We start from the raw sequence: 25,252 nt of genomic DNA, 5'->3' as shown, positions 1-25,252 counted from the left end.
TGAGACTTCTTAGGTTGGTCACGCTTGAAGGTCGCCCATGAGCAGCTTTTACGAACATGTCTGCAGGAACTGAATCAAGTATCCACCAAGGGCACCAGTAGAAAAAGACGGAAACAGGCCGTTATCTGTTTAAGTGCATAGGCTTCATTGTATCTACATATGGCTTATGAAAAAAGGTGGTACCGCGAAACTCACTCCTTTCGTCCTTTTATGTGATGGAAGGAGTTTTTTATTTTTAGATGGAGGTTAAGAAGATGGCAGAAAAGGAAATCACCATGTCAACGAAATATGATCCGAAATCCGTTGAGTCCAATCGTTATCAATACTGGCTTGATGGAAAGTTTTTTGAAGCAACAAGCGATCCAGAAAAACAACCGTATACGATCGTCATTCCGCCGCCAAACGTAACAGGGAAACTTCACTTAGGACACGCGTGGGATACAACGCTGCAAGACATCGTGACACGTATGAAACGCATGCAAGGCTATGATGTACTGTGGCTTCCTGGTATGGACCATGCAGGTATCGCGACACAAGCAAAAGTAGAAGAGAAGCTTCGCAATGAAGGAAAAACACGGTATGACTTAGGCCGTGAGAAATTTGTTGAAGAAACATGGAAATGGAAGGAAGAATACGCATCCCATATTCGCGCACAATGGGCAAAGTTAGGTCTTGGCTTAGACTATTCGCGTGAACGTTTTACATTAGATGAAGGATTGTCAAAAGCGGTACGTGAAGTATTCGTGACCCTTTATAAAAAAGGGTTAATCTACCGCGGCGAGTACATCATCAACTGGGATCCTGCGACGAAAACGGCGTTATCAGATATCGAAGTTATTTACAAAGACGTACAAGGTGCGTTCTATCATATGCGTTATCCATTAGCGGATGGTTCAGGACATATTGAGATTGCCACAACGCGTCCTGAAACAATGCTTGGTGATACGGCTGTTGCGGTTCACCCGGAAGACGAGCGCTATAAACATCTAATCGGCAAAAAGGTCATTCTCCCAATTACAGGCCGCGAAATTCCTATCGTAGGCGATGACTATGTGGATATGGAATTCGGTTCAGGTGCTGTTAAAATTACACCAGCTCATGACCCGAATGACTTTGAAATCGGAAACCGTCATGACTTGGAGCGTATTCTTATCATGAATCCGGACGGTACAATGAACGAAAAAGCTGGCAAATATGAGGGGATGGATCGTTTTGAATGCCGTAAGCAAATCGTGAAAGATCTTCAAGAAGAAGGCGTGTTATTCAAAATTGAAGACCATATGCATTCTGTCGGCCATAGCGAGCGCAGCGGTGCCGTTGTAGAACCATATCTTTCTACGCAATGGTTCGTGAAAATGCAGCCATTGGCAGATGCGGCGGTCGAGCTTCAAAAATCGGCAGATGAAAAAGTAAACTTCGTACCGGATCGTTTCGAGAAAACATATTTACATTGGATGGAAAACATTCGTGATTGGTGTATTTCTCGTCAATTATGGTGGGGACATCGCATTCCGGCCTGGTATCATAAAGAAACAGGTGAAGTATACGTTGATCATGAGCCGCCGTCAGACATTGAAAACTGGGAGCAAGACTCTGACGTATTAGACACATGGTTCAGTTCCGCATTATGGCCGTTTTCAACAATGGGCTGGCCTGAAACAGAGTCTCCGGATTATCAACGTTTCTATCCTACAGATGTGTTAGTAACAGGTTACGATATCATCTTCTTCTGGGTATCACGTATGATTTTCCAAGGACTTGAGTTTACAGGAAAGCGTCCATTCAAGGATGTATTAATCCACGGCCTTGTACGTGATGCGCAAGGACGCAAAATGAGTAAGTCTCTCGGAAACGGCGTTGATCCGATGGAAGTCATCGATCAATACGGGGCAGACTCACTGCGCTACTTCTTATCAACAGGTTCTTCACCTGGTCAAGACTTGCGTTACAGCACAGAAAAAGTAGAAGCAACATGGAACTTTGCGAATAAAATTTGGAACGCTTCCCGTTTTGCTTTAATGAACATGGCTGGTTTAACATATGAAGAAATTGACTTAAGCGGTGGGAAATCCGTTGCAGATAAATGGATTTTAACTCGTTTAAATGAAACAATTGAAACGGTAACGAAGCTTGCAGAGAAGTATGAGTTCGGTGAAGTAGGCCGTGTTCTTTACAATTTCATCTGGGATGACTTCTGTGATTGGTATATTGAAATGGCGAAACTGCCGCTTTACGGTGAGGATGAGGCAGCAAAGAAAACGACTCGTTCGATTTTGGCTTATGTACTAGACAACACAATGCGCCTTTTACATCCGTTCATGCCGTTTATTACCGAGGAAATTTGGCAGAACTTGCCGCATGAAGGAGAATCCATCACGGTAGCAAAGTGGCCGGAAGTTCGTACTGACTTGACAGATACAGAAGCGGCTGAAGAAATGCGTTTACTTGTAGACATCATTCGTGCTGTACGTAACATCCGTGCGGAAGTAAATACGCCGATGAGCAAGCAAATCAAGCTTCACATCAAAGCGAAAGATGCAAACATCCAAGGACAGCTTGAAAAGAACCGTGCTTACTTAGAACGTTTCTGTAATCCAAGTGAGCTTGTGATTGCAACGGAAATGGAAGCAGCAGACAAAGCAATGACAGCAGTTGTGACAGGTGCAGAGCTTATTCTGCCGCTTGAAGGCTTAATTAACGTAGAAGAAGAAATTAAGCGTCTTGAAAAAGAATTAGACAAATGGAACAAAGAAGTAGAGCGCGTGCAAAAAAAATTAAGTAACCAGGGCTTTATTGCCAAAGCGCCGGCTAACGTAATCGAAGAAGAACGCAAAAAAGAAGCGGACTATCTCGAAAAACGTTCAACAGTTGAGGCGCGTATTAGCGATTTAAGAGGATAACAGGAAGAAGAGGGTGTCCCAAAACCACAAGAAGAACGTGGTTTTGGGACACCCCATAAAATGAATCGTCATGAACAATCCGGTAAAATCGAGGTTTTTCGTGACGATTCATTTTATAGAAAGACTTTGAACTCTAGGGAGCGGAGACTTTAGAGTTAACCCGTTTTTGATATAATGAATCTTTAGTAAGCGAAGAAAAAAAGGGTAGAAAGATAGATAGAAGGGTGAAGGGACACAATCATGGAGACTTATAACCAAGCATTGAACTGGATTCGTAATCGCCTTCGTTTCGGAATAAAGCCTGGTCTTGAACGAATGGCATGGATGCTGGAGCAACTGGGAAATCCGCATGATGAAATTAAAGCGATCCATGTCGCGGGAACAAACGGAAAAGGCTCTACCGTCTGTTATTTGCGAAATATTTTGCAGCAAGCGGGCAATAACGTCGGTACATTTACATCGCCATATATTGAAACGTTTAACGAGCGCATTAGTGTCAATGGGCGGCCCATTTGCGACGAAGAGATGGCCGAACTTGTTAATACGATAAAGCCCGTTGTCGAAGGATTGGAAGAGACTGATTTAGGAGAAGCGACGGAGTTTGAAGTCATTACAATCATGGCGTTCTATTATTTCGGCAAGATGAACAAACAAGATTTCGTCATTTTTGAAACGGGATTAGGGGGACGATTGGATTCGACAAATGTCGTTCAGCCCATCTTAACGATCATCACAAACATCGGGTTTGACCATATGCACATTTTAGGCGAAACCGTTGAGGAGATTACGGAAGAAAAAGCAGGCATCATCAAGCCTGGGATACCGTTGATTTCCGCCGTCGAACAAAAAGAAGCACGAGAGATTTTAACGGAAAGGACGAATGAGAAACAATCTCCTTTTTATTTGTTAGAAAAAGAGTTTCATATTACTTCTTATGAGACGTTAGAGACAGGAGAAAAGTTTTCAATGGAAACACCCGCCGCCTCTTTTCATGATTTGCGCATTACGATGATGGGCTATCATCAAGTGAAAAATGCATCACTTGCCGTCATGGCGGCCGTTTATTTAAAAAACCATGGCGGCGCAGCGATTGAAGAACGGCATATTCAAGAAGGTTTGGTTGTTGCCAAATGGATCGGCCGTTTCGAGAAGGTAAGTGAACATCCAACCATCATTATTGACGGTGCCCACAATTTTCAGGGAATCGAAAGCCTCGTTTCAACATTGCGTTTACATTATGAAGATAAAAACATTCACGTCATCTTCAGTTGTCTAAAAGACAAGGATGCAAAAGATATGATTGAAAAGCTGCAGGAAGTGGCAGCTTCCATTACGTTTACGAGCTTTGATTTTCCGAGGGCCTATGAGGCAAAAGATTTGCATGAAATGGCACAAGGGGATAACACTTCCGCTGAAGAAGATTGGTATACAGCTTTGAGAGAAGGAAAGGAAAAATTAAAAACCGAGAAGGATTTATTGATGGTGACGGGATCGTTGTATTTTATTTCGGAAGTTAGAAAAGCATTTGTGTAAATAAAAGGCACCTGCATAAAAAATGCACGGTGTCTTTATTTTATTTTTCGTTTCTATCATTGTTAAATTACAGACCATCAAAAGGTTTACTTTTAACAATTAGTATAGAAAGAAGGCGAACAGCCTCAATTGTTGAAACTAAAGTAGTAGTTAAAAATACATTTCCCCGTTTGCAACGAAAAATCACGGATGGTAAAATATAGATATTGTGAAGTTGGCGGCATGGGATAAAAGATATAGATTTTGACCTGGAATTGGATTTTTCAGGGAAATATAGTCGGTATTACATGGTATTAAAGGGTGTGCATCTGTATGCCCAGTCAGCTATAAACAGGCAGAAACAATTGTTTAAAGAATGTTTTTAAGCCGGGCCGTCTCTTTAATTTTGATGTGACAAGCCCCAAAATGGAACAAGGAGACATAGATATATTGAAGCGTCTTTCCAGTGATAAAAGCGAATTAACTTTAGCTAAATTATTGATTATTATTGTCGTTTTGGGAACAATTGCCGCAATTGTAATCCCGATGATTGGTGATGTTTTTAGTAAAAAAGGCGGAGGAGGTATGGTGGATAAAAAGACTCGGTTCGTGCATGCAACCGAAATTTACGACATTACCGCGACTGATCCATTAGTTTGATCCACGGAAGTATGATCAAGTTAACAAATCCAGTGAAGCTAACTGAATAAAAACAAGAAAAGATATAAATAAAAAGGAGATTGAGGATGTATCTATGTTATATATATTAATTGGTTACTTATTTGTTTTCGGGCTCATTTTAGGTTCGTTTTTCAATGTAGTGGGCCTGCGTCTCCCAAAAGGTCAATCGATTATCAAACCAAGATCAGCATGCCCGCACTGTCAGAAACAGTTGACAGTGCGAGAACTAATTCCTTTTTTCTCATACATATTTCAGGGTGGGAGCTGTCGTAATTGCGGTAAGGCAATCTCGCCTGTATATCCATCTGTTGAATTGGCGACGGGCGTATTATTTGGGGCAGCCCCGTTAGTAAGCAGTTCATTGGAGGAGGCTATTATTTACGTAACACTCGTTTCGTTAATGATGGTTATCACAGTATCTGATATGGCCTATATGATCATTCCGGACAAAATCCTGCTTTTTTTCGGGGGATTGTTTGTGCTAGAGAGAGCAATTTATCCGCTCACCCCGTGGTGGGACAGCATTGCTGGCGGAATGATCGGTGTTGGATTGTTATTGTTAATAGCCATTCTAAGTCGCGGCGGAATGGGCGGCGGTGATATTAAGCTGTTTGGGGTGATAGGCCTCGCTTTGGGAATGAAAGCGATATTGTTATCTTTCTTTTTTTCAACCGTTATGGGTGTGATTGTTGGGCTGATAGGTTTATTTATAGGAAGAGTGAAACGTGGAAAACCTATGCCTTTTGGCCCGTCTATTGCTATCGGAACCATTGTTTATTTTATATATGGCCAAAAAATACTAGATTGGTATTTTTATAATGTTATACTGTAGTGGTTCTGCCCTTCCCCTCTTCATGGCTCTTACTTAGAACAGAACAGAGGGATTAACCACCTTTCTGTCGAAACGCCCACATGTTTCGACCCGGGCATCTTTCTTGCGACATTACAGGAAGGGAAGCGTTAGATGAAAATTGACATTTATCGGCCCGGCTGAAAAGTGCTGCTAGATGGGGGGCGAATGGGTAAACCGGCATATGAGCTGGACGTGTGCATCTACTATGATGCCGGTATCAACAAGCTGAAAAAAGACTTTCCTGCATTCGATATGCGGCTTCCTGGCAATAAGCAGCAGCCACTTACGAGTGATTGATGTCGCGATTTTCATAAAAACGTCGAAAACCTTTCATAACAAGACGACAAATGTCTTGTTATTTTTTTTGGCCGTTATGATAGGATGGGAGCAAACAATGGATGCGCTGTGAAAACAAGGTGGTGGGCGGAAATGGACAAGCAGCCAAATAAAATTTCCATCAAGATTAATGGAAAAGAAGCAGAGTATGAGGAGCAGGCAAAAAGCACAACCAAGAAACAAGAGAAAGTGGAAGTACCTTCTTCTCCACAAGAAGAATTTTCTTGGATTCTTCCAGAGGAACAGCCGACAAAGGTTGTGTCAATTGAGGATTTACGCCAAGTGAAAAGCAAGAAAAAACCGTCTCTCAAAACAAAATCAATCGGAATCAGAAGAAATGGATCTTCTCGAAATGCTGTGAAGCACGTTGCGATCATCATGGCGGTCGCCGTTTTAATCGGGACAGGTTTAGGGATGTTTAGCCTGAACATGATGACAGGAGAAAACTCAGCGTTTACATCGAAAAAGACAGATTCGGTTACGGCCTCCCCTCCTCCAGCTGCGCTTACGGAAAAGACAGGGGGAGGACAGACCGTTGAAGAGAAGCAGCCCTCTTCGTTGCCTTCTTTTTCTGCTTATGCTGTACAAGCAGGGGTGTTTTCGACAAAAAAAGCAGGAGAAGCAGCCGTTCGGAATATGAGAGCAAAGGGATATGCAGCCGCAGCCGTTAAAAGCGGGGATGTCTATGCATTATTCATCGGAGTAGGGCTGGAGGAAAAGGTGATGAAGCAGGTTGGGGAGTATTATAAAAAGCAGGGAGAAGACACGTACATTAAATCGTACGAAATGCCGGCCATCCAAACGAATGAGTGGTCAAAAAATGATCTGAAAGTGATGACAAAAGGGCAAAGCATTTTTGAAACAATGCTTTCGCTTTCTTCTAAAATCGCCGCTGATTCCTCTCCTTCTTCAAAAGAACGAAAAGGAATTAAAGAAGAACTGGTGAAGTTAAAGTCAGAACAAAATCTCAATCAAGATATCGGAAAGTTTTTATCTTATTTATTAATGGCGGAAACCGCTCTAGAGAGTTATGAAAAAGATCAAAAGGATGAGGCGAAATGGGAGTCCCAGCAATTTTTGCTTCAAGCCTTAAGCATCTATTCCCAAATGAAATAAGCAAATCTCTTCTTCGTTGAAGGAAATCTCTATATAAAGAATAGAGAGATGACAAGAAGATAAAAGATGAAAACGGCTCGTAAGCTGGTGAGACAAGTCTCATCGGCTTTTTTTGTTTATGGTTCAAATTGTAAAATATATTGGAAATTGCTAGAATAGGGATGTACCGATTTCCATTATTCCAAATGCAAAGGTGATGAATATGAAACAGCAGCTAGTGTTAGCGTCAGGGTCTCCCCGTCGAAAAGAATTGCTTCAACAGCTTCACTTATCGTTTACCGTTCATGTCAGCAGCGTAGAAGAAACATTTGACGCTAATCAATCTCCGTATGAAATCGTCATGTCATTAGCGATGCGAAAAGCAAAGGATGTCGCTTCCGATTACCCTAATGCTTATGTTCTTGGTGCCGATACGATTGTCGTCCATGAGCAAAATATCCTCGGAAAGCCGCACAGTGAAGAAGAAGCGATGCAAATGCTTCAAATGCTGTCAGGCCGTACACACGAAGTCGTAACGGGAGTCGCTCTTGTGTATCAGGGACAGGAGATCACGTTTTATGAAAAGGCAGATGTCACGTTTTGGGAGCTGACAAACGAAGAAATCATCGACTATGTCAAAAGCGGAGAGCCGATGGACAAAGCAGGAGCGTACGGCATCCAAGGTTTAGGGGCGTCGCTTGTTCAAAAAATGAACGGCGATTACTATTCAGTCGTAGGCTTACCGTTATCCAAGACATTGCGTGAATTGAAGAAAGCGGGCTACGTGTATGAAATGAACGGTTCATAAAAAGGAGGAACTTTTCTTGAACCAGTCCATGTTAAAAATTCACGATTTTCCTGAGGATGAACGCCCCAGAGAACGATTACTTTCCTATGGGGCCGAAAGTTTATCCAACCATGAATTAATAGCAATTTTGCTCCGTACCGGAACGAAAGAAGAATCCGTATTGCAATTATCAAATCGTATTTTGCAGCACTTTGATGGCTTAAAACTTTTGCAGGATGCGACTGTTGACGAGATGACCTCCATTAAAGGGGTCGGTACGGCCAAAGCCGTTCAAATTGCCGCCGCCATCGAGTTGGGAAGGCGCATCAGCAAGCTGCACCTCCACGATCGCTACACGATCCGCAACCCCGAAGACGGGGCCAACTTCATCATGGAAGAAATGCGCTTATTATCCCAAGAACATTTCGTCTGTCTTTACCTCAATACGAAAAATCAAATTCTCCATAAACAAACCATTTTCATCGGGAGTTTAAATTCCTCGATCGTTCATCCACGCGAGATTGTGCGCCCATAAGGGCATTTAGAAAATCTGCTCTAGCAAAGCAGTAGGGAAATATCACAGTACTTACCCTATCATCAGCCAACTTATCCAAGAGGGAAACCGAATGGGGAGTGTAGCATGTTGGGAAAGCCATAAGTTGTCTAGTTACCAAGGCACGACTGAATGGCGAGATGAAATTCATAGACAAGGATGAAAGCTGGATTGCTTGAATGATAGCTCAAGGGGGACTACGGGGACCTTCAGCGGGAGGTAACGATAAACGCTGTGCGAAATACGCGTGTTTCTTAAAAATCTCGAGGAACATGAAGTGATACTATTTCGACCAACTTCTATATGGAAGAAACGAGCGAAAGTCACATCCGAAACTATGAAAAGCTATGTTTCTAAATGTCTAAATGGGGATTGCCTAAGTTGGAACGCCGTACAAAGGCTATGACAATCGTGCCTGAATATCCAATATGGCAACGGAACTCTCATAGGTGCGACAAGAAGTCGCTAATTAATAGTGCTGGTAACCAATCCAGATAGCTTAGTCATTGAGCTATTCCCAACCAAAACTGCGTTCTGAGTAATCGGAAGGTGGGTTGCATGAGGTAATGTCTAACGGATTATCTTACACAGGGATAATTCGGGGCAAGGGAAAGAATGAGAATGCATAAGCGTAAAGCTGAACCTTTGTAATCATCGTGAGTTCCAGTAAGCGTACTGTGGTTGTAACAAGCTTATTTTACGGAATGGAAGGACTGAATCTATGGACAGTCTTGCAATGACCCCTATTTCCGTCGGTGTAAAGAAGGATGCTTAACTCATTCATATCTATGATTAGCGGAACTTGGTAAGCCCAATGTGTTCCATGTAAATGGTAGGGAAATCGTAAGAGGACTACAAACACACAGAGGGTAAAGGATTGTGGAAAAAGCGAATGCCAGTAAGGTGAAAACCAAGAGGAAAGTCGATGACTCGATATAACTCACTGGATAGGGATTCAAAATTTGTCCCACTCGAAAGAGAGCAGACTTCCACAAGGTCATCAACACAAAAGAAAGCGGAAAGAAGAATCTTATTAAGGAGGAACAAGTTATGAATGCCATTATTAATAATGAGTCGGCTGTTTCTCCACATATTGAGCAGTGGGAAACACTAAATTGGATAAAAATCCATAAATATGTGAAGAGACTTCGACAACGAATCTTTCGTGCCGAACAGTTAGGGCAACATCGGAAAGTGAGAAAGCTCCAACGATTAATGTTAAGAAGCAAAGCGAATCTACTATTAAGTATAAGAAGGGTAACGCAAGTAAATAAGGGTAAGCGTACAGCAGGAATAGACGGATATAAAGCACTATCATCTAAAGAAAGAATTGAGTTATATAATAGAATCAAAAACTACAATATTCGTTGTATTAGACCAAAACCTGCTATGAGAACCTATATTCCAAAGAAAAACGGTAAGTTACGTCCTCTCGGAATACCAATAATAAAGGATAGAGTTTACCAAAACGTAGTCAAGAATGCTCTTGAACCACAATGGGAAGCGAAATTTGAATCGACATCATATGGTTTTAGACCAAAACGTAGTCCACATGATGCCATTGCAAACCTTTTTACTAAGCTCTCTTCCAAAAGTAAACGTACATGGATATTTGAAGGAGACTTTAAAGGGTGTTTTGACAATCTAGATCATCAACATATTTTAGATAAATTGGGTAGCTTTCCAGCAAAAGAAGCAATCTTCAAGTGGCTTAAAGCAGGATTGATTGACAACGAAACCTTTAATGAAACTAATCAGGGTACTCCACAGGGAGGAATTGTATCTCCTTTATTGGCGAATATTGCACTTCATGATATGGAAAAAGAACTAGGTGTTAAATACATTTTCAACAAAAGAGATGGATTTATACTAGATAAAAATTCAGTGGCTATTACAAGATATGCTGATGATTTCGTCATACTATGTAAAACACAAGAAGAAGCCATATCGATGTATGAAAAGCTGAAACCATACCTAAATAAAAGAGGGTTAATGCTTGCGGAAGATAAAACGAAAATTACAAACATAACAGATGGATTTGATTTTCTAGGATTTAATTTAAAACAATACAGCATGAAAGACGGACTAAAATTACTAATCAAACCATCTAAAGCAAGTATTAAAAAGGCAAAACAAACCATTAAGGAAACGTTTCTGGAATTAAAAGGTAGACCTGTACATGAACTTATTTATAAATTGAATCCAATCATTAGAGGGACAGGGTATTACTGGTCATCGGTTGTTTCAAAGAAGCTTTACAATAAGATAGACCACTATATCTGGATTAAAACTATGAAGCACCTTAGAGGCTTACACCCTAAAAAGTCTTGGAAATGGAGAATAACACGATACTTCAAACCAGACCATACAGGTGTAAGCAAAGATAAATGGATATTAACAGACCCTCATAATGAAAGAAACCAACTAACAAGAATGACGTGGATACCAATTACAAGACATGTAATGGTTAAATTCACAAATTCACCAGATAATCCAAGCTTGCGACAATACTTCGAAAATATTCAACATCACCAACTTTTGGAAAAATATGGTGGTGGAAAACAGCTTAATAAGATTAGAGCGTATTTTAAAAGAAATAACATCGAACCATCAAGTAAAGAAGGTATTAGGTTAATAGAAAAGGCATTCGGTAAATTTAATTATATAACTGTTTGAGATAACTGATGGCCTGAGCCGTATGTGGGGAAACTCACCTGTACGGTTCTTAGGGGGGAAAGAGGTGGTAACACCTCTGACCTACCCGACTAGTCCGAGATGGGGAAAGCCCATTACATGGCAAAGGAGAGCAGTTTATCACGTTTAATACAAATTGGGAAGGAGCGCGAGGCTCTATGAGAAATCCAAAAATAGTATTAAACAGTCTAACTTCCAAAGCAAAAGATGAAAATTATGTCTTTCATCGTCTGTATCGGAATCTATATAACATTGAATTTTACCTGGACGCATACGCCAAAATTTATCCTAACAAAGGTAGCAATACCAAAGGGATTAATGAAGACACCATTGATGGAATGAGTTTAAAAAGAATAAATGCTCTTATTGAGAACCTTAGAAATCTAACTTATCAACCGAATCCTGCAAGAAGAACTTATATTCCGAAAAAGAATGGGAAACTAAGACCTTTAGGACTACCAACTTTCGAGGATAAACTAGTTCAAGAAGTAGTTAGGAGAATTCTTGAAAGTATCTATGAACTTAATTTCTCTGAAAACTCACATGCATTTCGACCAAACAGAAGCTGTCATACAGCTCTTAAACAGATTAAAAATACCTTTACTGGTACTTGCTGGTTTATTGAAGGGGACATAAAAGGCTTCTTTGACAATATCGACCATCACATTCTTATCAACATCTTGAGAAAAAGAATCAAGGATGAAAAATTTATTAATTTGATTTGGAAGTTTTTACGTGCTGGCTATGTGGAGGATTGGGTTTTTCATAAAACATTCAGTGGAACCCCACAAGGTGGCATTATAAGTCCGATTCTTTCTAATATCTACCTTAATGAATTAGATAAATATGTAGAAAGATACATCTCAACTTTCAACAAAGGGGATAAACGGAGACATAATCTTGTCTATCATAATCTGGCATCAAAAATAAACTATCGAAAATACAAGAATAAACGTGAATGGTCAAATTTAGATACGGAAACTAGGGTTAAAAGAGCTAATGAATTGAAAGCACTTTACAAAGAGCTAATCAAACATGACAGTAAAGATTTGTTTGACCCAAACTACCGTAGAATGAAGTATGTGAGATATGCAGACGATTTTATAATTGGTGTCATAGCAAGTAAAGAAGAAGCAGAGAAAATCAAGCAAGATTTAACTGTTTTTCTAGTTGATAAACTAAAACTTGAACTAAGTGCGGAAAAAACGTTGATAACACATAGCAAAAAGAACGCTAGATTTCTTGGTTACGATATAAGAGTAGCGAGAGATTGGCAAACAATGAAAATGCCTAATGGCACTCAAAAAAGAAAATTTAATTTTCAGGCCAAACTTTTCGTACCTCATGAAAAATATATCAACAAACTCATTGAACTAGGCGCATTAAGCCTAGGGAAAAATAATCAATGGAAACCGATTCATAGACCGTATTTAATCCGTAATGACGATTTAGAAATAATAAGACAATACAATGCCGAAATCAGAGGGTTGTACAATTATTATCGATTAGCTAGTAATGTGCATGTGCTGCAATCCTTTCGCCAAACAATGAAATACAGCATGATAAAAACCTATGCAAATAAATACAAAAGTACCGTTAGTAAAATCATTGATAGATTTTCTATAAATGGAAATTTTGGCATTCGTTACAAAACGAAAGATGGGCAGCGTATTGCATATTTCATAGATCAAAGAATGGAAAAGAATACAAAGATTAAAAATGAAGAGGTTGATATAGAACCGAGTAGAATACAATTCGGTGGCAGGACAAGTCTCATTGAACGCCTTTTAGCAGAAAAGTGTGAATGGTGTGGTACGGAAAATGTTCCGTTAGAGATGCATCATGTCAATAAGCTTAAGAATTTAGAAGGCAAAAAGCTATGGAAACAAATCATGATTGCAAGGAATCGTAAGACAATTGCCATGTGCGTGAAATGCCATCATGACTTACACAATGGAAAGTTAGATTGATAAATGGAAAGCCGTATACTTCGAGAGAAGTACGTACGGTTTGGGGGGGAGTTCTTGGAAACCTACTTAGGAAACTAAGCAAGGCGCCGGGTTCTTACCCTACTTTAAAGAAGCCTTCCGGCGATCTGCCGCTTCCATTATTTGTGCCCATAATCACCCCTCCGGCGACCCGACCCCCAGCAGGGAAGATATCGAAGTGACGAAAAGGCTGAAAGATTGCGGTCATATCATTGGAATTGAAGTTCTTGATCATCTGATTATCGGTGATCGAAAGTACGTAAGTTTAAAGGAAAAAGGGTATATGTAAATACTATGCTTTTTTGAATGGGTAGGTTATAATAATAGTCATGAATTTTTAATTGACAAGCCGGTGAAGATAGAGCATAAAATTTATTTCATTTATACAATATTTGGCGTTGACATATACGACATAACTCGACACAATAATGAATGTCAGTTTTTTTTGATGCGTAAATTTAATACACTTATGCCTTTGCATTTCGGTAATAGAAAGGGAGATACACAAAATGTTTGGAATCGGTACAAGAGACCTTGGAATAGATTTAGGGACTGCTAACACTCTTGTTTATGTAAAAGGAAAAGGAATCGTTGTTCGCGAGCCATCTGTTGTGGCACTGCAAACAGATACAAAACAAATTGTCGCGGTAGGTAATGATGCAAAAAATATGATTGGGCGTACACCGGGAAATGTTGTGGCACTTCGCCCGATGAAGGATGGCGTTATTGCCGACTATGAAACAACAGCAACAATGATGAAATACTATATCAAACAAGCACAAAAATCAAAAAGCGTTTTTGCGGGTAAACCGTATGTAATGGTGTGTGTGCCATCTGGTATTACAGCAGTTGAAAAGCGCGCTGTTATCGATGCGACTCGTCAAGCAGGCGCAAGAGATGCATATACAATCGAAGAGCCGTTTGCAGCAGCGATTGGGGCAAACTTACCGGTTTGGGAGCCGACAGGAAGCATGGTCGTTGATATAGGAGGCGGTACAACAGAAGTAGCGATCATCTCGCTTGGCGGTATCGTAACAAGCCAGTCGATTCGTATTGCCGGCGATGAAATGGACGATGCCATCATCCAATACATCCGCAAAAATTATAACTTGATGATTGGTGAGCGTACAGCTGAAGCGTTAAAAGTGGAAGTCGGTTCTGCAGGAAATGCTGAAGGCATCGATAACATGGAAATCCGCGGACGCGATTTATTAACGGGCTTGCCAAAAACGATTGAAATTTCAGCAGCGGAAGTAGCCGAAGCGTTAAAAGATACCGTTACAGCAATTGTAGACTCAGTTAAGAGTACATTAGAACAAACTCCTCCTGAATTAGCGGCCGATATTATGGACCGCGGTATTGTGTTAACAGGTGGGGGAGCTTTACTGCGCAATTTAGATAAAGTGATTAGTGAAGAAACAAACATGCCGGTCGTGATTGCTGAAGATCCGCTTGATTGTGTAGCAATCGGTACTGGAAAAGCGTTAGATCATATTGATTTATTTAAAACGAAAGCCGGAGATTCTTACCGCTAAAAATAAGAGGTGTAAATCATGCCACAATTTTTCTTTAATAAACGATTAATTGTTTTACTAGTCAGCATTATCATCTTAGTGGCATTGATTGGTTTTTCATTGAATGGTCGTAAAACGGTTACGTTTCCGGAACAATTTGTAAAAGATGCCGTCGGTTTAGCTCAAACAGCGTTTCATCAACCCGCACAATATGTCGCGGGTTTCTTTCAGAATATCAATGACCTTAGACATACATATGAAGAGAATGAGCTGTTGAAATCCCGCCTCGATGGATATATGCAAATGGAAGCGAAAGTAAAAGAACTGGAAGATGACAATAAAAAGCTGAAAGCGATTCTCGATAAAAAAGAAAGCCTGAGCGAGTACGATCCTATTCAGGCGACGGTTATCGCGCGCAATCCGGACCGCTGGCATGAAGTCATTGCTCTTGATAAAGGGAAAGTGCATGGCGTGAAGGAAAATATGGCTGTTATTACAGCTCAAGGATTGATCGGGAAAGTCAAACATGCTTCCCAGTTTACTTCCACTGTTCAATTAATAAGTTCGTTGGACCGCACAAATCGCATTTCAGCCGTCATTCAAGCGGATACTCGAGTATATGGCCTAATTGAAGGATACGATGAGAAAAAAGCAGCACTTATGCTGAAACGTATCCCGAAAGAGGCGAAGATTAAAGAAAAACAACTCGTTTTATCATCCGGCTTAGGCGGTATTTTTCCAGAAGGGCTTATTATCGGCGAGATTATTGAAGTGGAACCGGACGAGTATGGACTGACGCAAATCGCTTATGTCAAACCGGCTGCAAACCTTTATGACTTAGACCATGTAATGATTGCTAAACGAACCATGATTGCTGATGAGAATTTTGACAAGGAAGAGGAGGAAGAGAAATGAATCGTTTCTTCCTTTCTTTTCTTGTCTTCCTTGTTTTTGTAAGCGAAAGCTTATTCGTGAATTTTATCGCTGTACAGCCATTGCTTCGCCAATGGGTTATATCTCCGAGATTTGTCATGATTGTTTTAATTTTTATGACCGTTTATTTAAGTAGAAAACAAGGAATGATGTACGGAGCCATTTTTGGTATGTTATATGATGTGGCTTTTACAGATGTCCTTGGTGTATACATGTTTAGTCTTCCTGCTATTTGTTATTTCATCTCACAAATTATGAAAGTCTTGCAAAATAACGTGATTGTTGTTTCGTTGGCGGCCGTTTTAGGTGTGGCCATTTTAGAGTTTTATATATATGGAATCAATTTGTTGGTGCATGTAACAACGATGCCGTTAAACGAATTTTTAACGCTTCGTTTGTATCCGACACTTGTTTTGAGCATCATCTTTTGCCTCCTTTTTTCATATTTGCTTAAAAAGCGTTTTCAAAAACTTTCGTTACAATATACGGACGACCGTCTATAATGGAAAAAGAGGAAATTCGTAAGTCTCTGTCGAAATTATTCATTCGTTGGGGTGAACGTCGTGAATAGACAAAAACAACAAAATGTAATCATAAAAGGAACGAAAGATGGGCTCACGTTACATCTCGATGATACGTGTTCATTTCAAGAGCTATTAAGCGAGCTCGAAGTGAAGCTTTCAACGAATCAATACGGAGACGATCAGCAGCTTGTAGCTGTTCAGCTGAAGGTTGGAAATCGCTATTTGACGTTTGAACAGGAAGAACAGTTGAAAGAAGTAATAAGGCGAAAAAAAGATCTGGTTGTTGAAACGATCGATTGTAATGTTGTTTCAAAGGAAGAAGCGCTCCGCTTAAAAGAGGAAAATGAACTCCTATCGGTTGCAAGAATTGTTCGTTCCGGACAAGTGTTGCAGGTGAAAGGCGATTTATTATTAATTGGAGATGTCAATCCAGGGGGTACTGTTATAGCTGGAGGAAATATATTCATTTTAGGGGCATTGCGGGGCATTGCACATGCCGGCTGCGAAGGAAATGCACAGGCTGTTATCGGTGCGTCCGTTATGGACAATGCTCAACTTCGTATAAACGATATAGTTTTACATCAGACGGAAGTTGATAGGCATAACGAGGAATTGCCAATGCAATGTGCTTATTTAGATGAAAATGGACAGCTCGTATTAGAGCGAGTTCAGTCCATGCCGCATCTAAGACCTAATTTGACACGGTTAGAAAGGAGAAATTAACAGTGGGAGAGGCTATAGTTATTACGTCAGGAAAAGGTGGCGTTGGGAAAACAACGACATCAGCCAACTTAGGTACAGCACTCGCTTTGTCTGGCAAACGGGTTTGCTTAGTCGATACAGATATTGGTTTACGGAACTTAGACGTTGTAATGGGTCTTGAAAATCGCATTATTTATGATCTTGTAGATGTTGTAGAAGGCCGCTGCACATCACAAAAAGCTTTAATAAAAGACAAGCGTTTTGAGTGCTTATACTTGCTTCCTGCTGCACAGACGAGTGATAAAACAGCCGTGACTCCTGAACAAATGAAACAGTTGGTTTTGGAGCTTAAGCAAGAATTCGATTATGTCATCATTGATTGCCCTGCAGGAATTGAGCAGGGATATAAAAACGCAGTCGCTGGTGCGGACAAAGCCCTAGTCGTAACGACGCCTGAAGTATCAGCCGTTCGCGATGCAGACCGCATTATTGGACTTTTGGAAAAGGAAGAAGGGATCGAGCCTCCAAAGCTTATCATCAACCGTATCCGGAATCATATGGTTAAAAACGGTGATATGCTCGATGTAGATGAAATTGTTTCCCTGCTTGCGATTGATTTAATCGGAATCGTAGCAGATGATGATAATGTCATTAAAGCATCAAACAGCGGTGAACCGATCGCAATGGATCCTTCCAGCAAAGCATCCATTGCCTACCGTAACATCGCAAGACGTATCCTTGGGGAATCCGTTCCTCTTCAATCGCTCGAGACAGAAGAAAAAGGGGTATTCGCGAAAATAAAAAAATTCTTTGGTGTTCGATAAAGGAAACTTCCAGCAACGGGGGTCTTACTGCCTGGTGATGCCGGATAAATCTCTTGCGGCTTTGTGCTGCAAGGAGGCTTTCCGCCAATTTTACATAGCATTATCCAAACGTTCAATCGTTCAAGATTGAGCGTTTTTTTATTTCTTTGTCAGGAACATTTGTTTGGTCATAGCGCCGGCGGACAAGTCATACATTATAGAAACAAGCTTAAAAGGAATGGTGAAAAGATGAATCGACGCGCAGAAGAAATTAAAAAACGCATTGCTGAGCGCAAAAAAAAGCAGGGGACAAAGCCTCAGGACAATCCGTTTTCTGCCTATTCTATTTTAAGTGATGAAGAGCGGTATGGAGCTGAGCACATGCCGGTAGTGGAATATTCACACTCTCCCGCGGACAATCAATCTCCATCGCTTTTCCAAAAAGAATGGCTTGTCTTTAAATTTTTAACCTCTGTTTGTTTAGTCCTTGTGGTGGCTATTTTATTCAAAAATTCATCACCAGGACTGGATCAAGCAAGGCAGTATGTCAAACATACGATGCAAACTGAATTTCAATTTGCTTCCGTTTCAAATTGGTATGAAGACACATTTGGACAGCCATTAGCCCTTTTGCCGGCAACGAACGAAAAGAAGGAAGCACCTGCACAGCCATCTCAATACGCCATGCCGGCCTCCGGGAAAGTACTGGAATCTTTTGAGAAAAATGGGCAGGGGATCATGATTGAGACAGGAAGTCAATCATCGGTTGAAGCAATGAGTGAGGGAATTGTCGTTTTTGCCGGTAAAAAAGAGGACAGCGGCAAAACCGTCATCATTCAGCATGCCGACGGAAGCGAAACATGGTACGGGCAGCTTGAAAAGATTAATGTCAGTCTATATGATTTTGTGGATAAAGGAAAAGCTGTAGGAAAAGTCATGCAAAATCAGGATGGTAAAACAGGGAAGTTTTATTTTGCCATTAAAAAAGGAGAAAGATTTATCGATCCGAATCAGGTGATTTCCTTTGAGTAAAATCCTATTTTTGTTGACCAATATTCATATCCATCCTCTTTTTTGGGCTGTATTTGGTATTGGAATTGTCACGGCGCATTTTCAACAACTGGTTATTCTGTTTTTTATTGTGTTGATTCACGAGTTGGGGCATGCAGCAGCGGCTTCCTTTTTTTCCTGGCGCATTAAACGAATCATGCTGCTGCCGTTCGGGGGAGTAGCGGAAGTGGAAGAACACGGAAATCGGCCTTTTCGTGAAGAGTTGATTGTCATTATAAGCGGACCGCTCACACATCTTGTATTAATGGCGATTTCCTATGTACTGGTGTCTTTTTCAATCATTTCATATGAACTTCATCAGCAGTTTATTGTTCAAAATATGATGATTCTGGGGTTTAACTTGCTTCCAATTTGGCCGTTGGATGGAGGGAAGCTCTTATTCTTATTCTTTACCCGTACGCTTCCATTTTTGCAAGCGTATAAAAAGATGTTGTATGCATCTGGTAGTTTGTTGGCCGGTCTTCTTCTATTTTCTGCTTTCTTTTACTTTCAGCAGCTTCATCTGTGGATGGTTCTGGGCTTTTTGGGATTTTCGATTTATCATGAATGGCGGCACCGCCAATACGTGTATCTGCGCTTTTTGCTTGATCGCTACCATAGCAAGGAACGGAACATTAGCCAGTTAAAACCGCTGCTGGCAGCAGCGGGAGACCCCATTCAGCATGTTCTTGAACAATTTCAGCGGGGCTGTAAGCATGTGATCATCGTAAGAAATAAGGAGAATGAACAAATACAGCTGGATGAAAATGAACTTCTTCATGCGTATTTTGTGGAAAGACGCCTTCATGCCCCTATCGAAGAAGTGATTCCGTTCTATTGATTTCCAGTGAAAACATCGGTACATTTATATAAAAGGAAAGAGAAAGCATAGGTCGAGATGAAAACGGATCTCGGCTTTTTGTTTTGACAGTAAAGGTGTGAACAACAATGAAAACATGTTATGTCAATGCCGCTTCTTCTGCGAAGCGAATCGCGCTCGTTGGTGAAAATGGACTGGAGCGTCTTTATTTAGAGGAGCAAAGCAAAGGTCACCAGATAGCAGGCAACATTTATGCAGGTCGTGTCGTGAAAGTCTTGCCGGGGATGCAAGCAGCATTTGTCGATATCGGTATGGACAAAAACGGCTATCTTCATCGTAATGACCTGGCATCCTTTCATCTTTCAGCGTCGGCTTCAAAAGATAAAGAAAGCATCACAAAATTTGTGCGGGAAGGAGAAGAAATTCTCGTCCAGGTCGTCAAAGAGGGCATTGGTACAAAGGGACCCAAGTTGACCGGGATCATTGAGTTTGGCGGTGAATGTGTCGTATATCTTCCGCACGGAAACTATGTAGCCGTGTCAAAGAAAATAACAGACGAAGAAAGAGAGAAATGGCGTACGTTCGCTTCTTTGCACCGTCAGGAACAAGAGGGAATCTTGTTGAGGACCTCCGTCTCCCGTACATCAGAAGAGGAAGTCATCCGTGAGTGGCAATCTTTGAGGGAACGTTATGAACAAGTAGCAAAGAAAAAAGGACAAGTGAAGACTCCCTCTGTCCTGTATGAGCCATATGATTTTATCTTCAGTACATTGGAGGACCTTTTCCGTAAAATTGATCAATGCGATGTGTACATCGATGATTACGATACGTATGAACAATTCAAGAATAAACAAATGAATGTAAATGGTACTATTATGTACTATCGGCATCGAGAAAACATTTTTCGCCATTACCATATCGAACCGGAAATCGAGAAGCTGCTAAAGAAAATCGTATGGTTAAAAAATGGTGCTTACATCATTATTGATCAAACGGAAGCGATGACCGTCATTGATGTTAATACGGGGAAATTTTCCGGGAAAACGACACAGCGGGAAACGGTTCTGCAAACGAATATAGAAGCGGCAAAAGAAATAGCGAACCAACTGAAGCTCCGTAATATAGGAGGAATGATCTTAATCGATTTTATTAACATGAAGGAAGAAGGGGATCGGCAAAGGGTTCAAGAAGTGCTGCAAGAAAAGGTGAAAAATGATGATACACGGACGACAATCATCGGCTTTACACAGTTAGGCATTTTACAGGTGACGAGAAAAAAAGTCAAAGAAAGCATTGAAGCAGCCCTGACCCACCACTGCCCAATTTGCAGTGGTACAGGAAGAATATACAGTCCTGAAGCGGTTGCCTACAAGATTGAACGGGAATTGTGGGAACATCGGATGATGGAAGAGGAAGCCATGTGGATTGAAACAACTCCTGTCGTGATAACTGCGTTAAAAAGAGACGGGTTTTTACCCAAGCTTGAAGACATGATCGGCTTCAAAGTGTTTCTGACCGATTCTCCCCATCTCCATGGTTCTTATTCAATCCGCCATATCGGAAGTATTAAAACGATTCAAGAAAGAATCCAGAACGCTAAATAATATATAAATCCCGGTTGATGTATAGCGTTTGCCAAGAGACCGTAAGGCTGCTTGGCAAACGCTTATGCGTATATGGATGTTTTTTATCGATGGTAAATTATTTATGTGGATTTATATAGTTGACATTCCCTTTGTACATATAGTATGATTTTATATGTTAGTTTGTAGCACCCGTGCTACAACCGCGCAGATCAGGTTAAAAGTTCTGCAAAAGAACACCTGTGATGGCGAGTCTTAGTTTATTGAGGAGGTGCAAGTATGTACGCAATTATCGAAACTGGTGGTAAACAAATCCGTGTTGAAGAAGGTCAGGCTATCTACATCGAGAAGCTTGCTGCTGACCAAGGCGAAACAGTTACTTTCGACAAAGTTTTATTCGTAGGCGGCGAAAACGTAAAAGTTGGTGCTCCTTTAGTTGAAGGCGCAACTGTTACCGCTAAAGTTGAGAAACAAGGTAAGGCGAAAAAAATCATCGTTTTCAAATATAAAGCGAAGAAAAACTATCGCCGTAAGCAAGGTCACCGTCAACCTTACACTAAAGTTGTTATTGAAAAAATCAACGCGTAAGGCAATCGGTTATGATTAAAGTGACCATTACCCGAAACGACAATAACAAGATTACGGCTTTCGAAATGAGTGGACATGCTGATTTTGCAAAGAAGGGTCAAGATATTGTTTGTGCAGGGGCATCCGCTGTTTCATTCGGAACGGTAAATGCAATCATTGTATTATGCGACACGATGCCCGAAATCGAGCAAGGCAGTGACGGAGGATATCTTCGCTGTGTGTTTCCAACAAATGTGGATTCATCTACGTTTGAGAAGATTCAACTGCTCTTGGAAGGCATGGTTGTATCACTTGAGACAATCGAACGTGATTACGGAAAATATATTAAAATCTATACAAAATAGCAGGAGGTGAATGTCATGTTAAGATTAGACCTTCAGTTCTTCGCTTCTAAAAAAGGAGTAGGTTCTACTAAGAACGGTCGTGATTCTATCGCGAAACGTCTTGGTGCGAAACGTGCTGATGGCCAATTTGTAACTGGTGGTTCAATTTTATACCGTCAACGCGGTACTAAAATTTACCCAGGTACAAACGTAGGAATCGGCGGCGACGATACTTTATTCGCGAAAGTTGACGGTATCGTTAAATTCGAACGCTACGGTCGTGACCGTAAAAAAGTATCTGTATATCCTGTTGCGCAAGAAGCATAAGGAACAAAAAGAAAACTCTAACCGACTAAGGTTAGAGTTTTCTTTTTGCCCAGCCATATGAAAGATCAGGGTAATCTCTTTCTACCATCATGAATATGTCCCTTTCTTAAAAGCCTTTTGCAGAAATTTCCCCTATTACTAGAAAGAATCTGCTATAATTTTACTAACTATGCATAATGGATGTTATGCGAGACAGGGGAAGAGTGCTGCGTACAGCGGCAGTGGACGGAAAAGGAAACAGCAAATGATGACAAAAAATGCTGCTACCGCTTTTTTGAATCAGAAGAGATCAATGTTTACTCATGCTTGAGATAGAGTTAGGAGTGCAACCATGCAGAGAGAAGAATGGAATGTAGTTAAAATATTAAGCTGTGCTCGACATGACTGGTTGAACCGGCTTCAGTTGATTAAGGGGAACATCGCGTTGAATCGTCTTGATCGGGTCAATGAAATCATTGAAGAAATCATTAGAGAAGCGGGGCATGAGTCAAAGCTGACAAATACGAAATTGGCCGCTTTTGCCGAGTATGTGATGACATATAACTGGCGGGGGACCCCCCTTCATTTAGAGATAGAAGTACTTGGTGATGCAAAAGATTTATCCTCTTATGATGCTGTACTTGCAAAATGGACAATGGAATTTATGCAGATGCTCGAAGCCGGGGCTGACGGCATGTCCACTCACCATGTTAGTGTTTCCTTATTAATAGAAAATGAATCGGTTCGTTTCTTTTTTGATTTTAGTGGAATACTAACTAATATTCAATCTATTCAAGACTGGTTAGAAGAAGAAAAAGAAAAGCAGCGATTAAAGATTATAGAAAAGCATATTTCTAAAGAGGAACTGAGTGTTGTAGTAGAGATTGTATAATTTACATACAACATAGAAGAACGGAGTGAAAAGAAAGAATGTTTGTAGATCACGTCAAGATTTATGTGAAAGGCGGAGACGGCGGAAATGGAATGGTTGCCTTTCGTCGTGAGAAATATGTACCAAAAGGTGGTCCAGCCGGCGGAGACGGAGGAAAAGGCGGCGACGTCATTTTTGAAGTGGAAGAAGGTTTACGTACACTCATGGATTTCCGTTATAAGCGTCATTTCAAAGCGCCACGCGGAGAGCATGGCATGTCCAAGGGCCAGCATGGCAGAAATGCCGAACCTTTAGTGGTAAAAGTGCCGCCTGGAACAGTTGTAAAAGATGAAGATACACAGGAAATCATCGCCGATTTGACGGAGCATGGACAACAGGCCGTGATTGCTCGAGGGGGACGCGGAGGAAGAGGGAATACTCGATTCGCAACGCCTGCGAATCCTGCACCCGAAATTGCAGAAAACGGTGAACCGGGTGTGGAACGTTATATTACAATGGAATTGAAACTACTCGCAGATGTAGGTCTTGTTGGATTTCCAAGCGTAGGAAAATCAACATTATTATCTGTCGTATCATCGGCTAAACCGAAAATCGCCGAATATCACTTTACGACGATTAACCCAAACTTGGGGGTTGTTGAGACAGAAGATGGACGCAGCTTTGTCATGGCTGACTTACCGGGATTAATTGAAGGTGCCCATCAAGGGGTAGGATTAGGCCATCAATTTTTAAGGCATATCGAACGTACGAGAGTCATCGTCCATGTCATTGATATGTCAGCGATGGAAGGCCGCGATCCATATGAAGACTATGTGGCGATTAATGAAGAGCTGCGTCAGTACAATTTACGATTGACGGAGCGTCCGCAGATCATCGTTGCCAACAAAATGGACATGCCGCAGGCGGAAGAGAATTTGGCGGCATTTAAAGAGAAATTGCAGGAAGATGCGCAGATTTTTCCGATTTCGGCTTTAACGCGACAAGGATTGCGAGATTTGTTGTTTGCTATTGCAGATTTAGTGGAAACGACACCTGAATTTCCATTGGAAGTGGAAGAAGATCTATCCACTCATCGTGTTCTATATAAACATCAGAAAGAAGCACCAAGCTTTTTCATCACGAGAGAGAGCGACGGCTCATTCGTTCTTTCAGGTGAAAAAATCGAGAAGCTGTTTAAGATGACCGACTTCTCTCGTGATGAGTCTGTTCGACGCTTCTCCCGTCAGCTGCGCGGTATGGGAGTGGATGAAGCTTTGCGTGAACGCGGTGCGAAGGACGGCGACGTTGTGAGGCTGTTGGATTACGAATTTGAATTTATTGAATAATCGTTAGACAAGGCCAAGGGGGAGCTTTGCTTGAACAAAAAAGATCACCAATTTTATCTAGTACGTGAAGATGTATTGCCTGAAGCCATGCAAAAAACGCTTCAGGCAAAGCGGTTAATTGAGCGGGGGAAGGTTGATTCCATTGCGGATGCTGTACAAATGGTCGACTTGAGCCGCAGTGCCTATTACAAATACCGTGATACGGTCTTTCCGTTTCATACGATGGTAAAAGAACGGATCATTACGCTCTTTTTTCATTTAGAAGACCGCTCCGGTACATTGTCCCATCTATTAGGGGTAGTAGCGTCGGCAGGATGCAATGTATTAACGATCCATCAAACCATTCCGCTTCAAGGAAGGGCAAATGTGACGTTATCGCTTGATATTTCCGGTATTCAACTGGAACTCAATGAGTTGTTATCAAATCTAAAAAGCTTAGAATTCGTTGAGAAGGTAGAAGTATTAGGTTCAGGTGCTTAAGAAAGAGAAA

At 41.1% G+C, this 25,252-nt stretch carries 23 protein-coding genes, 2 pseudogenes and 2 other annotated features (1 of these 27 only partly in view); all 25 genes and pseudogenes read left to right on the top strand.

Going from position 1 to position 25,252, the window contains the following annotated elements:
• Positions 1–211: a binding site (T-box leader), on the top strand; it begins 63 nt to the left of the window's first position.
• Positions 212–254: 43 nt separating this feature from the next.
• The 25 genes and pseudogenes from ACFOU2_RS06020 (at position 255) to ACFOU2_RS05900 (ending at position 25,242) form a co-directional block, all read left to right on the top strand.
• Positions 255–2,900, top strand: coding sequence for a valine--tRNA ligase (locus ACFOU2_RS06020; RefSeq protein ID WP_377913164.1), 2,646 nt, complete (start codon positions 255–257; stop codon positions 2,898–2,900).
• 237 nt (positions 2,901–3,137) lie between these two features.
• On the top strand, positions 3,138–4,433 hold the full coding sequence (locus ACFOU2_RS06015) for a bifunctional folylpolyglutamate synthase/dihydrofolate synthase (RefSeq protein WP_377913608.1): 1,296 nt from the start codon (positions 3,138–3,140) through the stop codon (positions 4,431–4,433).
• A 429-nt stretch (positions 4,434–4,862) separates the two neighbouring features.
• The gene (locus ACFOU2_RS06010; RefSeq protein WP_377913162.1) at positions 4,863–5,072 is read left to right on the top strand and encodes a hypothetical protein; all 210 of its coding nucleotides are present in this window, start codon (positions 4,863–4,865) and stop codon (positions 5,070–5,072) included.
• Between the two features lie 94 nt (positions 5,073–5,166).
• On the top strand, positions 5,167–5,925 hold the full coding sequence (locus ACFOU2_RS06005) for a prepilin peptidase (RefSeq protein ID WP_377913160.1): 759 nt from the start codon (positions 5,167–5,169) through the stop codon (positions 5,923–5,925).
• Positions 5,926–6,111: 186 nt separating this feature from the next.
• Positions 6,112–6,243 (top strand): hypothetical protein, encoded by a 132-nt coding sequence (locus tag ACFOU2_RS06000; RefSeq protein ID WP_377913158.1) that lies wholly within the window; start codon positions 6,112–6,114, stop codon positions 6,241–6,243.
• Positions 6,244–6,375: 132 nt separating this feature from the next.
• Entirely contained in the window at positions 6,376–7,398 is a 1,023-nt protein-coding gene (locus ACFOU2_RS05995) for a hypothetical protein (RefSeq protein ID WP_377913156.1), read from the top strand.
• Positions 7,399–7,600: 202 nt separating this feature from the next.
• Positions 7,601–8,185 carry a Maf family protein gene (locus ACFOU2_RS05990; protein WP_377913154.1) on the top strand — a complete coding sequence of 195 codons (585 nt, stop codon included), beginning with the start codon at positions 7,601–7,603 and terminating at the stop codon, positions 8,183–8,185.
• 28 nt (positions 8,186–8,213) lie between these two features.
• Positions 8,214–8,693, top strand: a pseudogene (radC, locus tag ACFOU2_RS05985) (RadC family protein); the annotation flags it as partial.
• Positions 8,694–9,767: 1,074 nt separating this feature from the next.
• Complete coding sequence (ltrA, locus tag ACFOU2_RS05980) at positions 9,768–11,393, top strand: group II intron reverse transcriptase/maturase (protein ID WP_377913152.1); 1,626 nt, start codon at positions 9,768–9,770, stop codon at positions 11,391–11,393.
• A 176-nt stretch (positions 11,394–11,569) separates the two neighbouring features.
• Positions 11,570–13,381 carry a reverse transcriptase/maturase family protein gene (locus tag ACFOU2_RS05975; RefSeq protein WP_377913150.1) on the top strand — a complete coding sequence of 604 codons (1,812 nt, stop codon included), beginning with the start codon at positions 11,570–11,572 and terminating at the stop codon, positions 13,379–13,381.
• A gap of 103 nt (positions 13,382–13,484) precedes the next feature.
• Positions 13,485–13,688 (top strand): annotated as a pseudogene (locus ACFOU2_RS05970) (JAB domain-containing protein); the annotation flags it as partial.
• A 220-nt stretch (positions 13,689–13,908) separates the two neighbouring features.
• Positions 13,909–14,934 carry a rod shape-determining protein gene (locus ACFOU2_RS05965; protein WP_377913147.1) on the top strand — a complete coding sequence of 342 codons (1,026 nt, stop codon included), beginning with the start codon at positions 13,909–13,911 and terminating at the stop codon, positions 14,932–14,934.
• 18 nt (positions 14,935–14,952) lie between these two features.
• Positions 14,953–15,828: a rod shape-determining protein MreC gene (mreC, locus tag ACFOU2_RS05960; RefSeq protein ID WP_377913145.1), complete on the top strand. Its 876-nt coding sequence runs from the start codon at positions 14,953–14,955 to the stop codon at positions 15,826–15,828.
• Complete coding sequence (mreD, locus tag ACFOU2_RS05955) at positions 15,825–16,349, top strand: rod shape-determining protein MreD (protein WP_377913143.1); 525 nt, start codon at positions 15,825–15,827, stop codon at positions 16,347–16,349. The genes mreC and mreD overlap by 4 nt, the downstream gene beginning before the upstream one ends.
• A gap of 60 nt (positions 16,350–16,409) precedes the next feature.
• Positions 16,410–17,093, top strand: coding sequence for a septum site-determining protein MinC (gene minC / locus ACFOU2_RS05950; RefSeq protein WP_377913141.1), 684 nt, complete (start codon positions 16,410–16,412; stop codon positions 17,091–17,093).
• A gap of 2 nt (positions 17,094–17,095) precedes the next feature.
• Entirely contained in the window at positions 17,096–17,896 is an 801-nt protein-coding gene (gene minD / locus ACFOU2_RS05945; protein WP_377913139.1) for a septum site-determining protein MinD, read from the top strand.
• Between the two features lie 228 nt (positions 17,897–18,124).
• Positions 18,125–18,907: a peptidoglycan DD-metalloendopeptidase family protein gene (locus tag ACFOU2_RS05940; protein ID WP_377913137.1), complete on the top strand. Its 783-nt coding sequence runs from the start codon at positions 18,125–18,127 to the stop codon at positions 18,905–18,907.
• Complete coding sequence (locus ACFOU2_RS05935; protein ID WP_377913135.1) at positions 18,900–19,766, top strand: M50 family metallopeptidase; 867 nt, start codon at positions 18,900–18,902, stop codon at positions 19,764–19,766. The genes ACFOU2_RS05940 and ACFOU2_RS05935 overlap by 8 nt, the downstream gene beginning before the upstream one ends.
• 107 nt (positions 19,767–19,873) lie before the next feature.
• Positions 19,874–21,349 (top strand): Rne/Rng family ribonuclease, encoded by a 1,476-nt coding sequence (locus ACFOU2_RS05930; RefSeq protein WP_377913132.1) that lies wholly within the window; start codon positions 19,874–19,876, stop codon positions 21,347–21,349.
• Between the two features lie 170 nt (positions 21,350–21,519).
• Positions 21,520–21,594: a sequence feature (ribosomal protein L21 leader region), on the top strand.
• 13 nt (positions 21,595–21,607) lie between these two features.
• Positions 21,608–21,916, top strand: coding sequence for a 50S ribosomal protein L21 (gene rplU, locus ACFOU2_RS05925; protein WP_377913130.1), 309 nt, complete (start codon positions 21,608–21,610; stop codon positions 21,914–21,916).
• 11 nt (positions 21,917–21,927) lie between these two features.
• A complete protein-coding gene (locus tag ACFOU2_RS05920; protein ID WP_377913128.1) occupies positions 21,928–22,260 on the top strand; it encodes a ribosomal-processing cysteine protease Prp in 333 nt (110 codons plus the stop codon).
• A 15-nt stretch (positions 22,261–22,275) separates the two neighbouring features.
• Entirely contained in the window at positions 22,276–22,566 is a 291-nt protein-coding gene (gene rpmA / locus ACFOU2_RS05915; RefSeq protein WP_377913126.1) for a 50S ribosomal protein L27, read from the top strand.
• Between the two features lie 331 nt (positions 22,567–22,897).
• Positions 22,898–23,437, top strand: a complete 540-nt coding sequence (locus ACFOU2_RS05910) for a Spo0B C-terminal domain-containing protein (RefSeq protein WP_377913124.1) — start codon at positions 22,898–22,900, stop codon at positions 23,435–23,437.
• Positions 23,438–23,475: 38 nt separating this feature from the next.
• Positions 23,476–24,762, top strand: coding sequence for a GTPase ObgE (obgE, locus tag ACFOU2_RS05905; protein WP_377913122.1), 1,287 nt, complete (start codon positions 23,476–23,478; stop codon positions 24,760–24,762).
• A gap of 30 nt (positions 24,763–24,792) precedes the next feature.
• Positions 24,793–25,242 (top strand): ACT domain-containing protein, encoded by a 450-nt coding sequence (locus tag ACFOU2_RS05900; RefSeq protein ID WP_377913120.1) that lies wholly within the window; start codon positions 24,793–24,795, stop codon positions 25,240–25,242.
• The last annotated feature ends 10 nt before the right edge of the window (positions 25,243–25,252 follow it).

Origin of the sequence: Bacillus songklensis, from assembly GCF_042649685.1 — a bacterium.
GTDB classification, from domain to species: domain Bacteria; phylum Bacillota; class Bacilli; order Bacillales; family Bacillaceae_H; genus Bacillus_BA; species Bacillus_BA songklensis.
This window is presented reverse-complemented; position numbering and strand designations above follow the sequence as displayed.

Excerpts from the sequence above, each read along its gene's own strand:
- ACFOU2_RS06020 (WP_377913164.1), top strand. The coding sequence starts at position 255 with ATGGCAGAAAAGGAAATCACCATGTCAACGAAATATGATCCGAAATCC.
- ACFOU2_RS06005 (WP_377913160.1), top strand. The coding sequence starts at position 5,167 with ATGTTATATATATTAATTGGTTACTTATTTGTTTTCGGGCTCATTTTA.
- ACFOU2_RS06000 (WP_377913158.1), top strand. The coding sequence starts at position 6,112 with ATGGGTAAACCGGCATATGAGCTGGACGTGTGCATCTACTATGATGCC.
- ACFOU2_RS05995 (WP_377913156.1), top strand. The coding sequence starts at position 6,376 with ATGGACAAGCAGCCAAATAAAATTTCCATCAAGATTAATGGAAAAGAA.
- ACFOU2_RS05990 (WP_377913154.1), top strand. The coding sequence starts at position 7,601 with ATGAAACAGCAGCTAGTGTTAGCGTCAGGGTCTCCCCGTCGAAAAGAA.
- ltrA (WP_377913152.1), top strand. The coding sequence starts at position 9,768 with ATGAATGCCATTATTAATAATGAGTCGGCTGTTTCTCCACATATTGAG.
- ACFOU2_RS05975 (WP_377913150.1), top strand. The coding sequence starts at position 11,570 with ATGAGAAATCCAAAAATAGTATTAAACAGTCTAACTTCCAAAGCAAAA.
- ACFOU2_RS05965 (WP_377913147.1), top strand. The coding sequence starts at position 13,909 with ATGTTTGGAATCGGTACAAGAGACCTTGGAATAGATTTAGGGACTGCT.
- mreC (WP_377913145.1), top strand. The coding sequence starts at position 14,953 with ATGCCACAATTTTTCTTTAATAAACGATTAATTGTTTTACTAGTCAGC.
- mreD (WP_377913143.1), top strand. The coding sequence starts at position 15,825 with ATGAATCGTTTCTTCCTTTCTTTTCTTGTCTTCCTTGTTTTTGTAAGC.
- ACFOU2_RS05940 (WP_377913137.1), top strand. The coding sequence starts at position 18,125 with ATGAATCGACGCGCAGAAGAAATTAAAAAACGCATTGCTGAGCGCAAA.
- ACFOU2_RS05930 (WP_377913132.1), top strand. The coding sequence starts at position 19,874 with ATGAAAACATGTTATGTCAATGCCGCTTCTTCTGCGAAGCGAATCGCG.
- rplU (WP_377913130.1), top strand. The coding sequence starts at position 21,608 with ATGTACGCAATTATCGAAACTGGTGGTAAACAAATCCGTGTTGAAGAA.
- ACFOU2_RS05920 (WP_377913128.1), top strand. The coding sequence starts at position 21,928 with ATGATTAAAGTGACCATTACCCGAAACGACAATAACAAGATTACGGCT.
- rpmA (WP_377913126.1), top strand. The coding sequence starts at position 22,276 with ATGTTAAGATTAGACCTTCAGTTCTTCGCTTCTAAAAAAGGAGTAGGT.
- ACFOU2_RS05910 (WP_377913124.1), top strand. The coding sequence starts at position 22,898 with ATGCAGAGAGAAGAATGGAATGTAGTTAAAATATTAAGCTGTGCTCGA.
- obgE (WP_377913122.1), top strand. The coding sequence starts at position 23,476 with ATGTTTGTAGATCACGTCAAGATTTATGTGAAAGGCGGAGACGGCGGA.